Genomic DNA, 14498 nt, shown 5'->3' with positions numbered 1-14498 from the left:
CTGCGCCGACCGGTTTTGTGTCTGGCGGATCTTGCGGGCGCTTGTGCCGCCGCTGGGCAAGGTTGCATAGTCTGACAGGGGGACTCAGCAGGCTGTGCGCATCGGCTCGGAGCAATCGTGATTGGACTTTATGACCTCTGGCCCGCCTTTGTGGTCGTCGCGCTGCTTTGGCCGCTTGCAGGCATGCCGCTGTTTCAGCGGGTCGGCTTCGAAGCGAACGCCGCCAGGGTCCGGGCAATCGACGGGATGCGAGGCTATCTGGCGCTTGCCGTCGTGCTTCATCACGCCGTCATCTACCATGAATTCCTGACAACCGGCGCATGGAAGTATCCGCCTTCGGCTTTCTATGGCCTGCTGGGACAGGTGGGAGTGTCCTTTTTCTTCATCATCTCCGCCTATCTGTTCTGGGGGAAATTGCTGTCTGCAAAGTCCGCCGTGGATTTTCCGACCCTGTTGCTCAAGCGGGCTTTCAGGATCGGGCCGCTCTACATTTTGGCCGTCGGCCTGGCGATGGCTTTGGAGGTCGCCGACGGCCAGATCGATTATTCGACCTTCGCAACCTACGAGCGGGCATTTCTCAATCTGCTGTTTGGTGTCTTTGGCTATGTCCCGCTTTCGAGTGCCCGCGTCTGCGTATTGGCCTGCGTAACCTGGACCTTGCCCTATGAATGGCTGTTTTATTTCAGCCTGCCAATCGCAGCCATATTCAGCCGGCACCCGGTTACCCGCATAGGATTGCCGGCCGTTCTGCTGGCTTTTTCCATTCTCATGTCGATGAATGGAGGGGGCGGCGCCTACGGCTATCTAGGACTTTTCGCAGGTGGGATGCTGTGCGCGACGCTTGAAGCAAACACGCTGCTGGTGAAGGTGCATCGGCACGTCCTGTCTACTATGGCTCTAGCGCTGCTGGTCTATATTTTTGCCACCTACAGGATTGCCTACGCGCCGGGGCCGGTGCTGCCGTGCATCGGTGCCTTCTTCCTGATCGTCTCGGGCGCTGATTTCTTTGGTCTTCTGACCGCCAACCGTTCGGTGCGACTGGGCGAGATCAGCTATGGCATCTATCTCTTGCAGGGGCTTGCCTTCGTCGCGATATTTTCCATCGCGCCGGTGCGGACCTTGGCCTTGGACAACGCCACCCAGTATTGGCTTGTGATAGTGATGGCGATGGTGCTTCTGGTCCTCATGGCGCTGGTCGCGCACCTTGTTGTTGAAAAGCCCGGCGTCTCGCTGGGAAACAGCCTTGCGGCAGTTCTTCGCCTGTCGACGCAGCGTGAGACCCGCGAGGCTCCAGTCGCGCGTGAAGTGTGGTCCTGGCGAATGCCGACAAGCTTCACACGACAATCTGCCGACCGCTCATAGCGCCCAAGAGAGGCGCGAACGATTGGTTGTGCGGGCATCGCGATCAACGGCCGACCGCCGCATTTCATATAAAAGCGCTCGGCCTGGAACCTCCTGCCTCCCAGCGCGTTTCACGGCGTCCCGTCCGTGGACCAGCCCGGATATCTCTCCCGGCGCTGCGATAAATCAGGAGCCATTTCATGCACGACAAGCTGTTTCATTCACCGGTCGCACTGACCGTCGGCCTTGGCTTCAAGCGCGAGATTGCCTCGCTTGCCGAAATGCACGATTTCCTGACCAACTGGACGACCTCCCGCCGTGGCCCGCTCTTTCGCAACGCGGTGAAGGCATGTGATCTCGCCGTTCCGGGTTATGTGACCATCGAGCAGGCGCGCCGTGCCCTGGTCGAATTTGCCCAGGCTGCCGGCATCCTGTGGCCGGATCTCGAGCCGGCTGCAGGCGTACACGCCGTTGCCCGTGGTTATGGCGGTTACGCCGCCTGACGCCACCTCCCATCGTGGCGGCTAAATCTGCACCAGCCACCACGGAAAGCCCGGCTTGGCCCTCCCCAGCCGGGCTTTCGCTTTTCCAGCCGGGAAACCGCAGGCCCGTGGTCGGGGCTGAAGCCGGCCGCTGCGCGACAATCAACCTGTCGAACGCTTGCGACGAGCTGACCCGAAAACCTTTATAAAATTCCTATTTCTTTCCATCCCGCCCCGTCTCGAACCTTTATGGCGATCGGGTCCATATCACCCTTGAGAAAACACATCCGGTACCGCCGCCAAAATGCGACGGGCCGTTTTCACGTAATCGCCGACCTGTCTGTATCAGGCGAAAGTGGAAGACCGGAAGCAAGGAACAAGCACAATGGACATTATTGTTCTCGGGATAGGGATTTTGTTTTTCGCCCTTTCCTTCGCCTACATCAAAGCCTGTGACATTCTTTAACGCGAGGACCGCAAAAATGCTCGTCGACTATATCCTCGGTGGCGGCGTGACGCTGTTCCTGCTCGTCTACCTGACATACGCCCTCGTTCGCCCAGAACGCTTCTGACAGCAATTGGCGCAAGGCACGGAAAGCTACAACCATGACTCTCAACGGATGGCTACAGATCCTCGTCTACTGCGGGATCGTCGTTTTGCTGGTGAAGCCGCTCGGCGGCTACATGTACCGCGTCTTCAACGGCGACCGGACATTTCTTTCGCCGGTTCTAGGCCCGATTGAACGCGGGCTTTATCGCATCGCGGGAACCAGCGAGCGCGAGGAACAACACTGGACCACCTATGCGGCAGGCATCATGTTCTTCAGCGTTGTCAGCTTCCTGGTGCTTTATGTCCTGCAGCGGCTGCAAGGCGTCCTGCCTTACAATCCGGCGGGCATGACCGCCGTCGAACCCAATCTCGCCTTCAACACCGCCGTCAGCTTCGTAAGCAACACCAACTGGCAGAACTACGGCGGCGAAAGCACGATGTCCTACCTCGTGCAGATGGCCGGCCTCACTGTGCAGAACTTCATGTCGGCAGCGGTCGGTATCGCCATCGCGGTCGCGCTGATCCGTGGCTTTGCCCGCGCCTCAGTCAAGTCCATCGGCAATTTCTGGGTCGATATCACCCGCTGCACCCTCTATGTGCTGCTGCCGCTCTGTATCGTCCTGACCCTCGTCTATGTCTGGCTCGGCATGCCGCAGACGCTCGGCGCCTATGTCAACGCCACGACGCTGGAAGGCGCGCAGCAGACGATTGCGGTCGGCCCGGTCGCGTCGCAGGTGGCCATCAAGATGCTCGGCACCAATGGTGGTGGTTTCTTCAATGCCAATGCCGCGCATCCTTTCGAAAATCCCGATGCGATCTCCAACCTGATCCAGATGGTGACGATCTTCGCGCTCGGCGCCGCCTTGACCAACGTCTTCGGCCGCATGGTCGGCAACCAGCGCCAGGGCTGGGCGATCCTGGCCACCATGGGTGTCCTGTTCATCGCCGGTGTCGCCGTCTGTTACTGGGCGGAAGCTGCCGGCAATCCGCTGGTGCACGCGCTTGGCATCGACGGCGGCAACATGGAAGGCAAGGAGAGCCGCTTCGGCATCGCCATGTCGGCACTGTTTGCTGTCGTCACTACCGCCGCGTCCTGCGGCGCGGTCAACGCCATGCATGACAGCTTCACGGCACTCGGCGGCTTCATCCCGATGATCAACATGCAGCTCGGCGAAGTCATCGTCGGCGGCGTTGGCGCCGGCTTCTACGGCATCCTGATGTTCATCGTCGTTGCGGTCTTCGTTGCCGGGCTGATGGTTGGCCGCACGCCGGAATATCTCGGCAAGAAGATCGAAGCCAAGGAAGTCAAGATGGCGATGCTGGCCATCCTCAGCCTGCCGCTGGCGATGCTGATCTTCACGGCCATTGCCGTGGTGCTGCCAAGCGCCGTGGCATCGATCGCCAATGCCGGCCCGCACGGCTTCTCTGAGGTTCTCTACGCCTATACCTCGGCGGCGGCGAACAATGGCTCGGCCTTTGGCGGCCTCAGTGGCAACACGCCCTGGTACAATATAACGCTCGGTATCGGCATGCTGATGGGACGCTTCCTGGTCATCATTCCGGCGCTGGCCATTGCCGGCTCGCTGGTGGCCAAGAAGACGGTCCCGGCCTCAGCCGGCACCTTCCCGACCGATGGCCCGCTGTTCGTCGGCCTGCTGGTCGGCGTCATCCTGATCGTCGTCGGCCTGACCTTCTTCCCGGCGCTGGCAATCGGACCGATCGTCGAACATTTGGCGATGATCCATGGGCAGACCTTCTGAAACCGCCCCGCCTTGGATAGAAGTCATGTCCTGGTTCAGCAACATGCGTCGCAAGGCTCGGCCCTGAGCCGACAATGAGGGGGAGGCAACTCCCCCTCCCTTCCCGACCATATCCACGTTCCTGGGCATTGCGGCGGTCATGATCGTGATCTGGCTGCTGGTCTACGGGCCACCCTTTTCGGCATCCGATCGATCGGTGCCATCCAACAACAGCGAAGCCGGAGCTCCAAAATGAGCCACTCAAAATCTGCGAGCATCATGGATGCTAGCATCCTCTTGCCCGCCATCGGCGGGGCCTTCAAGAAATTGAACCCGCGCACCCTGATCAGGAATCCGGTGATGTTCGTCGTCGCCGTTGTCTCGGCGCTCACGACCGTCCTGTTCGTCAGGGATCTGATCACCGGCGGCGGCGATTTCAAATTCACGCTGCAGATCATCATCTGGCTGTGGTTCACCGTGCTGTTTGCCAACTTCGCCGAAGCCGTCGCCGAAGGCCGTGGCAAGGCGCAGGCGGATTCGCTGCGCAAGGCGCGCACCGAGACCCAGGCCAAGCTTTTGACCGGTGAAGACCGCACGAAATACAAGCTGGTGCCCGGCACCAGCCTCAAGGTCGGCGATGCCGTGCTGGTCGAGGCCGGTGACATCATCCCGTCCGACGGCGAGGTGATCGAAGGCGTCGCTTCGGTCAATGAGGCGGCGATCACGGGCGAATCCGCGCCAGTCATCCGCGAATCCGGCGGCGATCGTTCGGCGGTCACGGGCGGCACGCAGGTGCTGTCCGACTGGATCCGCGTGCGCATCACCGCGGCCTCCGGCCATACCTTCCTCGACCGCATGATCTCGCTGGTCGAAGGCGCCGAGCGCCAGAAGACGCCGAACGAGATCGCGCTCAACATCCTGCTCGTCGGCATGACGCTGATCTTCGTGCTGGCCACGGCGACGATCCCGAGCTTTGCCTCCTATTCGGGTGGCTACATCTCGGTGACCGTGCTGGTCGCGCTGTTCGTGACCCTGATCCCGACGACGATCGGCGCCCTGCTGTCGGCCATCGGCATCGCCGGCATGGACCGCCTTGTGCGCTTCAACGTGCTGGCCATGTCCGGCCGCGCCGTCGAGGCGGCCGGCGACGTCGACACGCTGCTGCTCGACAAGACCGGCACGATCACGCTCGGCAATCGCCAGGCGACGCAGTTTCGCCCGGTCAAAGGCGTCACCGAGCAGGAACTGGCCGACGCGGCCCAGCTCGCCTCGCTCGCCGACGAGACGCCCGAAGGCCGCTCGATCGTCGTGCTCGCCAAGGAAAAGTACGCCATCCGCGCCCGCGACATGGCGACGTTGCACGCCACTTTCGTGCCCTTCACCGCGCAAACCCGCATGAGCGGCGTCGACATCGATGGTTCGTCGGTCCGCAAGGGCGCCGTCGATTCGGTTCTTGCCCATGTCAACCAGTCGACATCAGCCTCTCATGGCACGCGCCCAAGCAGCGAATCCGTCCGCGATCTGCAGGCCATCGCCGACGAGATCGCCAAGTCGGGCGGCACGCCGCTGGCGGTCGAACGCGACGGGCGCCTGCTCGGCGTCGTCCACCTCAAGGACATCGTCAAGGGCGGTATCAGCGAACGCTTCACCGAACTGCGCCGCATGGGCATCCGCACGGTGATGATCACCGGCGACAATCCGATGACGGCCGCGGCGATTGCCGCGGAAGCCGGCGTCGACGACTTCCTCGCCCAGGCGACACCCGAGGACAAGCTGAAGCTGATCCGCGACGAGCAGGCCAAGGGCAAGCTGGTTGCCATGTGCGGCGACGGCACCAACGATGCGCCGGCCCTGGCCCAGGCCGATGTCGGCGTCGCCATGAACACCGGCACGGTGGCCGCGCGCGAGGCCGGCAACATGATCGATCTCGACAGCGATCCGACCAAGCTGATCGAGATCGTCGAAATCGGCAAGGCGTTGCTGATGACGCGCGGTTCGCTGACCACCTTCTCGATCGCCAACGACGTCGCCAAGTATTTCGCCATCATTCCGGCGATGTTCGCCGTCTTCTACGTCGCGCCGGGACAGACGACCGGCCCGCTGCAGGCGCTCAACATCATGCATCTGGCGACGCCGCAGAGCGCCATCCTGTCGGCCATCATCTTCAACGCGCTGATCATCATCGCGCTGATCCCGCTGTCGCTGAGAGGCGTCAAATATCGTGCCATCGGCGCCGGCGCGCTGCTCCGCCGCAACCTGCTCGTCTACGGCCTCGGCGGCATCATCGTCCCCTTCGTCGGCATCAAGGCGATCGACATGATCGTCACCGCCCTCGGCCTCGCTTAAGGAATACGTCCATGCTCACCCAGATAAGACCCGCGATCATCATGATCGTCTTCTTCACGGTGCTGACCGGCCTGACCTATCCGATCGGCATGACCGGCATCGCCCAGGCGCTGTTCCCGCGCCAGGCCAATGGCAGCCTGATCGAGAAGGACGGCAAGGTGATCGGCTCCGAACTGATCGGCCAGGGCTTTGCCAGCGATCGTTACTTCCACGGCCGCCCCTCGGCCGCCGGCGACGGCTACAACGCCGCCGCCTCGAGCGGCAGCAACCTCGGCCCGACCAATCCCAAGCTGATCGATCGCATCAAGGGCGACGCGGAAAAGCTGAAGGCGGAGAATCCGAACCAGCCCGTGCCGATGGACCTGGTGACGACGTCCGGCAGCGGCCTCGATCCGCATATCAGCCCCGAAGCGGCCTACTTCCAGGTCGCCCGGGTGGCCAAGGCCAGGGGCGTCGACGAAGCCAAGGTCAAGGCGCTTGTCGACAGCCAGGTCGAGGGCAGGGAGCTCGGTTTCATGGGAGAACCAGTGGTCAACGTGCTTGGTCTCAACCTTGCGCTGGACGGCGCGAAATAGTGAATGGTGAGGTCCGGGGATCGACAGTATCCCCGGCGCCATCCATGATCGATCCTGATGCCGGACGACAGCCGCAACGAAACCAGACCTTCTCCCGACGCGCTGCTTGATCATGCCGAGCGGGAGGCACGCGGCCGCCTGAGAATATTCCTGGGTGCGGCACCCGGCGTCGGCAAGACCTACGAGATGCTGATGTCGGGTCGCGCCAGGCTGGCCGACGGCGTCGACGTGGTGATCGGCGTCGTCGAAACGCATGGCCGCAAGGAAACACTGGCCCTGGTCGAGGGCTACGAGGTCATTGCCCGCCGCAAGGTCGACTACAAGGGGCGCATCCTCGACGAGATGGATATCGACGCCATCCTCGCCCGGCGCCCGGCGCTGGTTCTCGTCGACGAACTCGCCCACACCAACGCGCCCGGCAGCCGCCACCCCAAGCGCTACCTCGATGTCCAGGAAATCCTGACGCAAGGCATCGACGTCTACACGACGCTCAACATCCAGCATGTCGAAAGCCTGAACGATGTCGTCGCCCAGATCACCAAGGTCAGGGTCCGCGAGACGGTTCCCGATTCCATCATCGACCAGGCCGATGATGTCGAAATCATCGATCTCACCCCCGACGACCTGATCAAGCGGCTCGAGGAGGGCAAGGTCTATTTCCCCAACACCGCCCAACGCGCCATCGAGAACTATTTCTCGCCGGGCAATCTGACGGCGCTGAGGGAACTGGCGCTGCGCCGCACCGCCCAGCGCGTCGACGACCAGTTGCTGATCCATATGCAGGCCCACGCCATTCCTGGACCGTGGGCAGCAGGCGAAAGGGTCCTCGTCTGCCTCGACGCGCGCCTGGGAGGATCGGCTCGCGTCCGCTATGCACGCAGGCTGGCCGATCGGCTCCGTGCTCCCTGGACGGCGCTGCATGTCGACAGCCCTCGCTTGGCCAGCATGCCCGAGGAGGACAAGGACCGGCTCGCAACCAACCTGCGCCTCGCCCAACAACTTGGTGCCGAGGTGACGACGATTCCGGGTCAGAATGTGGCGCAGGACATTGTGCGCTATGCGACGGCGAACAATTTCACCCATATCGTGGTCGGCAGGCCGACCCGATCGCGCTGGCGCGAATTGATCGAAGGCTCGCTCACCTATGATCTCATCCGCAATGCCGGCGACATCAGCGTCCATGTCATTTCGGGAAATGAACGCAACACCGAGGCGACGTCGAGGAGCGTCAAGACGGCGGACGAGCAGAGGCAGTTCCAGATAGGGCCCTATCTGCTGTCCACGGCCTATGTCGTGGGTTCGCTCGCCTTCAGCGCGGTCCTCGACCAGTTTCTCGACGTCCGCAATCTCGCCATCATCTTTCTCATCGCGGTGCTGGCATCGGCGGTCACCGGCGGACTGTGGCCGGCTCTGTACGCCTGTCTCGTCAGCGCCCTTGCCTTCAACTATTTCTTCCTGGAGCCGCGCTACACGCTGACCATCCGGGATCCGGAGAGCATTGTTGCGCTTGGCGTCTTCCTGGTTGTCGCCGTCATTGCCAGCAATCTGACGGCGCGCGTGCAACGGCAGGCGGTCGCCGCCCGCTCGCGGGCGCGGGCCACCGAGGACATCTACCTCTTCTCAAAGAAGCTCGCCGGTGCCGGCACGCTCGACGACGTGCTCTGGGCCACCGCCTTCCAGATCGCCTCGATGCTGAAGCTGCGGGTGGTGCTGCTTTTGCCGGAAGACGGAACGATCACCGTCAAGGCCGGCTATCCGCCCGACGATACGCTGGCCGAGGCCGACATCGCAGCCGCCCGTTGGGCCTGGGAGCACAATCGTGCCGCGGGACGCGGCGCCGACACGCTTCCGGGCGCCAAGCGCCTCTATCTTCCCTTGCGGACCGGGCGCACGGCAATCGGTGTCATCGGCCTCGACAACGACAAGCAGGGCCCGCTGCTGACGCCCGAGCAGCAGCGCCTGCTCGATGCGCTGGCCGACCAGGCGGCGGTCGCCATCGAGCGCATCCAGCTGGTCGCAGATGTCGACCGCGCCAAGCTCGCTGCCGAGGCGGATAGGCTGCGCTCGGCACTTCTCACTTCCATCTCGCATGATCTGAAGACGCCGCTCGCCGCCATCATGGGCGCGGCCGGCACGCTGAGGGAATTCGCGCCGGCACTTCCCGAACAGGACCGGGCGGAGCTGCTGACGACGGTGCTCGACGAATCCGAGCGATTGAACCGCTTCATCGCCAATCTGCTCGACATGACCAAGATCGAGTCCGGCGCGATGGAGCCGAACTATGCTTTCCACTATGTCGGCGACATCGTCGGTTCCGCCCTGCAGAGAGCCAGGAAAATCATCGCCGAGCACAAGACCGAGATAGACATCCCCTCGGATCTGCCGATGTTGAAGGTCGACCCCGTCCTGTTCGAGCAGGCGCTGTTCAATCTCCTCGACAATGCGGCGAAATACGCGCCGCCCGGCTCGACGATCCGCGTGCAGGGCTGGACCGACAATGGTTCCGTCATCCTGCAGATCATGGATGAGGGGCCGGGCATCCCCTCCGGCGATTTGGAACGGATTTTCGACACGTTCTACCGGGTGCGCAAGCGCGACCAGGTTCGTGCCGGCACCGGGCTCGGGCTGTCGATCTGCCGCGGCTTCATCGAGGCGATGGGGGGCACGATCACGGCGGCAAACCGAACCGACCGTTCGGGCGCGGTTTTCACCATCAAGATGCCGAAGCCGGCGAACCCGCCCGAGCTCGACGCCTCGAATGCGGACGACGATGTGGGTGACTTGGCATGACAAACTCGAACGTCAGGATACTGGTTGTCGATGACGAGCCGCCAATCCGCAAGCTGCTGCGCGTAGGCCTCGGCAGCCAGGGCTATGCGATCAGCGAGGCGCCAAACGCCAGGGTGGCGATCGAACTGATGGAGGCCGAGAAACCGGATCTCGTCCTGCTCGACCTCGGCCTGCCCGGCATGAGCGGCCATGAGCTGTTGCGCAAATGGCGCGACGACGGCCTCGACATTCCGGTGGTCATCCTTTCCAGCCGCACCGACGAGGCCGGTATCGTCCAGGCTCTGGAACTCGGCGCCGATGACTATGTCACCAAGCCATTCGGCATGAACGAGCTGGTAGCGCGCATCCGCGTGGCGCTGCGCCACAAGTTCCAGCAGCAGGGTGAAACGCCGGTGTTCCACACTGGCGACCTGTCCGTCGATCTGGTCAAACGCATCGTCAAGGTCGAAGGCAAGGACGTAAAGCTGTCGCCGAAGGAATACGACATCCTGCGCATCCTGGTGCAGCACGCCGGCAAGGTGCTGACCCATCATTTCCTTTTGAAGCAGGTCTGGGGCGATTCGACCGACGTGCAGTATCTCAGGGTCTACGTCCGGCAGCTCAGGCAGAAGATCGAGAAGATCCCCGACCAGCCGCGCTACATCACCACCGAGACCGGTGTCGGCTACCGCCTGCGCGAGGTCGAATAGAGCGAGGGGCCATTCGACCTCTCGGGATCGCGCTCTATCTCTTCGTTTTAACGCAATGCCCTCAGGGAAGGCGCTACGCGCTTTTCCCCGTTTCACACTTTTCCTGGAATTGCTTTAACCAACAGCTTCCTGCAGACGGTTTGCCGTTGACGATGTCCGCAAGGCAGCCAGGCAGCCGACAATGCCGAGCGGCACGAAGGCGAGGAACAGCCAGGACGCGACATTCGCCGCCGCGTCATGGTTCAAACCTTGCGAAAAGCCACTGGCATTGGCGACGATGCCGGCAAGTGCTGCACCCACGGCATAGCCGATGCGCTGCATGGTCGGCACCGCCGCCGAGGCGATGGTCTGCTCGCCCTCCGGAGCGGAGGCGACGATGACGCGCGTCAGGAACGGCCAGGCGATGCCGAAGCCGCCGCCCTGCAGCAGGGCGCAAAGCAGGATCAGCGGAATGGAGCCCAGCGGTATCGTGTAGGCAAAGCCGGCGATGCCTGCCGCGATCATCACCGCGCCGCCAACGATGATCAGCCGCTCGCGTTGCGGTGGCGCATTGGCGACGAGGATCGACAGGATCGACCAGGCGATCGATTCGGCGGCGATGATGTAGCCGGTGGTGAGCAGCGGAATGTTGTGCAGGCTGGTCAGGATCAGCGGCCCGTAGACGCCGAAAGAACAGGTCGCCACTGAAAAGGCGGCGACCATGGTCATGCCGGCGCCGACCGGTGTGCGCCACGAGAATAGCCGCGCCGGAAAAAGCCGGGAGCGCGGCTTCAGCGCGTCGATGGAGAAGAACAGCACCAGGCCGATGAGGCCGAGGACCATCAGCAGCGACGAGCGCAGCAAGGCGATATCGACGCCGGCCGAGGCGATCAGCACCACGGCGACGGCAAGGCAGCCAAGTGCTGCGAACGGGAAGGGCGGTGCCTTGCCGGTGCTTGTCCTGGGTTTCGTCGCCTCCGGCGTGTTGAGCACGATGAAACTTGCCAGCGCCATGGCGGTGCCGCCGAAGGTGAAGATGCCGAAGGCCCAGCGCCATGACAAAAGCTCGGTCATGATTGCACCGAGCATCGGGCCGCTGAACGCGGCAACGCCCCAGATCGCCGACATGATGCCGAAAAGCTGCGGCCAGATGGCGCGCGAGAACAGCCGCTCGACCGAGACGAAGGCCAGCGACACCAGCGCGCCGCCGCCAAGCCCTTCGATCAGGCGGCCGGCAAGGAACAATTGCATGGAAGGCGAGGTGGCGCAGATCAGCGCCCCGGCGGCATAGAGGAGGGCGGCGACCACCATGTTGGTGCGCAGCGGGACATAGCTCACCAGCCGCCCGGCCGCCGCGCCGGCGACGATGGCGCCGAGCTCATAGATGGCCAGCGACCAGCCGACGAGCTGCACGCCGGCCAGTTCGCCGACCATGGCCGGCATCACCGTTGCCACCATCGTCTCGTTGGTGGCGTGCAGCAGGATGCCGAGGCTGATGAAGCAGAAACGCGCCAGGTCGCCGCTCGCCCATAAAGCGCGCCAGTCGACCCTGCTTGTGCTGATTTCGGTCATTTCCACCCCTGCCTTCCATATGCCTGCGCATGGCGCCAGAAGCCAGTATGGGTTTCCGGCAGGACCATGCGCAGGCAGGAGCGTGCGTCGCGCGCCGTATCAAGGGCGCTGCTCCAGTCGGGGCAGGCTTCTAAGACCTCAACCGGGGTTGAGCTCAAGCGAAATTTTTCGGAACATTTACGGCAGGCGACCGGGGGTCAATTCTCGGTGCTGCGCAACTGGAACTGGCTGACGCCGATGGCGAGGTTGATGCCGGTCTGCGTCTGCAGGCTGAGTGGCTGCAAGGTGAAGGCCTGCGAGGAGCCTCCGACCAGCAGATTGGCACCGGCGCCGACGGCTGCCGTCACCTCCGCGCTGGCGCCGAGATAGTCTCCGGCCAGCGCGCCTGGCGCGTAGATGTTCTTCAGCGGTGTCAGCACCAGCCATTGCATCACTGTCTGCTTCGTGGTGCCGATGTCGAGGCCGTATTTGTTGACGGCGCCGAAATAGGCTTCCGGTGCAAAGGTCTTGTCGGCGGGGTTGAAGGTGCAGCTCAAGTCCTTGCTCGAGCCGAAGATGAAACCGGTGCCGCCGCCGATGGCGCAATCCAGCACACCGAGTTCGATGCCCTTGTCCTGTGCATGCGCCGTCCCGGCAAGCGCGGTGGCGAATATGGCAGCAGCGATGGCTGTCTTTGGCATGCGGTCCCCCAGCGGTTCGGAACCGCTCTATCTTTTTGTTTTGACGCAATTCCCTAAGGGAATTGCTCTAAAAATCAAACGGCGCAGAACCATCCTATCTGGTTCCGCGCCGCAGGTAGAGGGGTCGTGGAGCGCATGGCTCCCTGCACTCACTTGAGCGAGTGGATCAGCTCGAGCGAGGTCACCGCCAAGGCGAGGTTGACGCCGGTCTGTGCCTGCACGCTGAGCGGCTCCAGCATGAAGGCGCTGTTGAAGCCACCAACCAGCAGGTTGGCGCCGCCGCCGGTCACCACGCTGGCCTCGGCGTTAACGCCGTAGTAGCTGCCGGCGAGATCGCCCGCGTCACGGTCGCGTGTTGCCGCCAGCACGGCCCAGGCGAGCTGGCCCTGATGCGTCTGGCCGACATCGACGCCGATCTTGGAGATGACGCCGGTGTAAATCTCCGACGGTCCGTGATGGTAGGGGCGGAAGACACAGGACACGCCCTTGTTGGAGGCGACGATGTAAGCGGTGCCGCCGTCAATGGTGCAGTCGAGCGTTCCGAGCTGCAGTTTGCCAGCGCTGGCAGGGGCGGCCGCGAACACCGTCGTGGCGAGGGCAGCGGCGCAGGCGAGTTTCTTGATCATGGGAGGGTCCTTTCGCAAATTGCTTGGAATAACGGCTTGGGTGGCCAGACCGTTCCGCCGAAAACTTGGCGCGAACAAGGCACGGGTCAGCACCTTGCTGCCGGGGTTAACGCGCGGTTGCCGGATTGACGGCTTTGCGGCGCCGCCCGCTCTTTCGGCCAGCGCTTTGATACGCGCCTAAGTCGCACCGCTGACGCGGGCGAGGCCATCCTTGGCCGGCTGGTAAGTCGGATCAAGATGCACGGCTTCGCGGTAGGATTTCCCGGCCTTGACCTTGTCGCCGCGCCGCTCGTAGATCAGCGCCTGATTGGCCCAGGCCTCGGCGTTCTTGCCGTCGAGCTTGATCGCCATGTTGAAGTCGGCAAAGGCGTTGTCTTCGTCGTTCGTGGCCAGATAGGAAAGCCCGCGGCCGTTGTAGGGCTCGGCGGCGTCCGGCGCCAGCGAGATGGCGGTCGAGAAATCCTCGATGGCGAACTTGTGCTGGCCCTGGCTCTGATAGATCAGACCGCGATTGTGGTAGGCGCGCGCATCGGTCGTGTCGAGCTGGATTGCCTTCTGGAAGTCGTTGAAGGCGTCCTGTGTGCGACCCGCCTTGCGGTAGAGGTTGCCGCGGCCGATATAGGCGGCGTCATAATTGCCGTTGATCTGGATCGAATGGTTGTAGTCGTCGAGCGCAGCCTTCTGATTGCCGAGGAAGCGCTGAATGAGCGCGCGGTTCGAATAAGCCTGGAAGAAATTCGGGTTGAGCTGGATGGCGGTGTCGAAATCCTTGAGAGCCGCCTGGTACTGGCCGCCCCGGCCATAGGCGGAGCCGCGCACATTGTAGCCTTCGGGATCCTGGGGATTGCGCTGGATCACCGCCGACAGCGAGGAGATGTTCTCGCTCGACCCCTGCGCCTTGTCGATGTTGTTGAATTCGCCTGTAGGGCCAGCCGTCTGGCAGCCGGCAAGCGCCAGCCCGGAAAGCAGAGCTGCCGTCAGGGCAAAGCCGCGCAATGGGGTTCTGCGCTCCACGCTGATTGCGTTCATGTCTGCCCTGTCCTCGCTTTAGCCGCGTCGATCGGTCCGAGTCCCCCCTCCGGGCCGGGTCGTAGTTTTCGTAAAGTGTTAGAGCGTCCTTTGTGCGTCC

Annotated in this window: 12 protein-coding genes; 8 read left to right on the top strand and 4 right to left on the bottom strand. The window is 63.0% G+C overall.

The features are described from left to right. Positions 1-150 precede the first annotated feature (150 nt). From B5V02_RS36165 to B5V02_RS36125, 8 genes are all read left to right on the top strand, one after another. Positions 151-1362 carry an acyltransferase family protein gene (locus tag B5V02_RS36165; protein ID WP_245446371.1) on the top strand — a complete coding sequence of 404 codons (1212 nt, stop codon included), beginning with the start codon at positions 151-153 and terminating at the stop codon, positions 1360-1362. A 179-nt stretch (positions 1363-1541) separates the two neighbouring features. After that, positions 1542-1844, top strand: coding sequence for a DUF982 domain-containing protein (locus B5V02_RS36160; RefSeq protein ID WP_111548735.1), 303 nt, complete (start codon positions 1542-1544; stop codon positions 1842-1844). A 461-nt stretch (positions 1845-2305) separates the two neighbouring features. Continuing rightward, positions 2306-2395 carry a K(+)-transporting ATPase subunit F gene (locus B5V02_RS36155; RefSeq protein ID WP_023669708.1) on the top strand — a complete coding sequence of 30 codons (90 nt, stop codon included), beginning with the start codon at positions 2306-2308 and terminating at the stop codon, positions 2393-2395. A 34-nt stretch (positions 2396-2429) separates the two neighbouring features. Then, positions 2430-4133, top strand: a complete 1704-nt coding sequence (gene kdpA, locus B5V02_RS36150) for a potassium-transporting ATPase subunit KdpA (protein ID WP_111548734.1) — start codon at positions 2430-2432, stop codon at positions 4131-4133. Positions 4134-4364: 231 nt separating this feature from the next. After that, the gene (kdpB, locus tag B5V02_RS36140) at positions 4365-6458 is read left to right on the top strand and encodes a potassium-transporting ATPase subunit KdpB (RefSeq protein ID WP_111548733.1); all 2094 of its coding nucleotides are present in this window, start codon (positions 4365-4367) and stop codon (positions 6456-6458) included. An 11-nt stretch (positions 6459-6469) separates the two neighbouring features. Further along, entirely contained in the window at positions 6470-7033 is a 564-nt protein-coding gene (gene kdpC, locus B5V02_RS36135; RefSeq protein ID WP_111548732.1) for a potassium-transporting ATPase subunit KdpC, read from the top strand. A gap of 57 nt (positions 7034-7090) precedes the next feature. After that, positions 7091-9823, top strand: a complete 2733-nt coding sequence (locus tag B5V02_RS36130; protein ID WP_111548731.1) for a sensor histidine kinase — start codon at positions 7091-7093, stop codon at positions 9821-9823. Beyond that, on the top strand, positions 9820-10512 hold the full coding sequence (locus tag B5V02_RS36125) for a response regulator transcription factor (protein WP_111548730.1): 693 nt from the start codon (positions 9820-9822) through the stop codon (positions 10510-10512). The genes B5V02_RS36130 and B5V02_RS36125 overlap by 4 nt, the downstream gene beginning before the upstream one ends. Before the next feature lie 114 nt (positions 10513-10626). On the opposite strand, the gene B5V02_RS36120 is transcribed toward B5V02_RS36125, so the two are convergent. The 4 genes from B5V02_RS36120 to B5V02_RS36105 all read right to left on the bottom strand — a co-directional run bounded on the left by B5V02_RS36120 (position 10627) and on the right by B5V02_RS36105 (position 14398). Continuing rightward, complete coding sequence (locus B5V02_RS36120) at positions 10627-12063, bottom strand: MFS transporter (protein ID WP_111548950.1); 1437 nt, start codon at positions 12061-12063, stop codon at positions 10627-10629. 197 nt (positions 12064-12260) lie between these two features. Next, the gene (locus B5V02_RS36115; protein ID WP_111548729.1) at positions 12261-12743 is read right to left on the bottom strand and encodes a DUF992 domain-containing protein; all 483 of its coding nucleotides are present in this window, start codon (positions 12741-12743) and stop codon (positions 12261-12263) included. 149 nt (positions 12744-12892) lie between these two features. Continuing rightward, entirely contained in the window at positions 12893-13369 is a 477-nt protein-coding gene (locus tag B5V02_RS36110; protein WP_111548728.1) for a DUF992 domain-containing protein, read from the bottom strand. 177 nt (positions 13370-13546) lie between these two features. Continuing rightward, the gene (locus B5V02_RS36105) at positions 13547-14398 is read right to left on the bottom strand and encodes a tetratricopeptide repeat protein (RefSeq protein WP_111548727.1); all 852 of its coding nucleotides are present in this window, start codon (positions 14396-14398) and stop codon (positions 13547-13549) included. Positions 14399-14498 lie beyond the last annotated feature (100 nt).

Source organism: Mesorhizobium kowhaii (assembly GCF_003253745.1).
Lineage (GTDB): Bacteria > Pseudomonadota > Alphaproteobacteria > Rhizobiales > Rhizobiaceae > Mesorhizobium > Mesorhizobium kowhaii.
Note: the sequence above shows the minus strand (reverse complement) of the source record. Positions and strands in the feature narration are given on the sequence as shown.

Excerpts from the sequence above, each read along its gene's own strand:
- kdpA (WP_111548734.1), top strand. The coding sequence starts at position 2,430 with ATGACTCTCAACGGATGGCTACAGATCCTCGTCTACTGCGGGATCGTC.
- B5V02_RS36130 (WP_111548731.1), top strand. The coding sequence starts at position 7,091 with ATGCCGGACGACAGCCGCAACGAAACCAGACCTTCTCCCGACGCGCTG.
- kdpC (WP_111548732.1), top strand. The coding sequence starts at position 6,470 with ATGCTCACCCAGATAAGACCCGCGATCATCATGATCGTCTTCTTCACG.
- B5V02_RS36120 (WP_111548950.1), bottom strand. The coding sequence starts at position 12,063 with ATGACCGAAATCAGCACAAGCAGGGTCGACTGGCGCGCTTTATGGGCG.
- B5V02_RS36115 (WP_111548729.1), bottom strand. The coding sequence starts at position 12,743 with ATGCCAAAGACAGCCATCGCTGCTGCCATATTCGCCACCGCGCTTGCC.
- B5V02_RS36110 (WP_111548728.1), bottom strand. The coding sequence starts at position 13,369 with ATGATCAAGAAACTCGCCTGCGCCGCTGCCCTCGCCACGACGGTGTTC.
- kdpB (WP_111548733.1), top strand. The coding sequence starts at position 4,365 with ATGAGCCACTCAAAATCTGCGAGCATCATGGATGCTAGCATCCTCTTG.
- B5V02_RS36155 (WP_023669708.1), top strand. The coding sequence starts at position 2,306 with ATGCTCGTCGACTATATCCTCGGTGGCGGCGTGACGCTGTTCCTGCTC.
- B5V02_RS36125 (WP_111548730.1), top strand. The coding sequence starts at position 9,820 with ATGACAAACTCGAACGTCAGGATACTGGTTGTCGATGACGAGCCGCCA.
- B5V02_RS36160 (WP_111548735.1), top strand. The coding sequence starts at position 1,542 with ATGCACGACAAGCTGTTTCATTCACCGGTCGCACTGACCGTCGGCCTT.
- B5V02_RS36105 (WP_111548727.1), bottom strand. The coding sequence starts at position 14,398 with ATGAACGCAATCAGCGTGGAGCGCAGAACCCCATTGCGCGGCTTTGCC.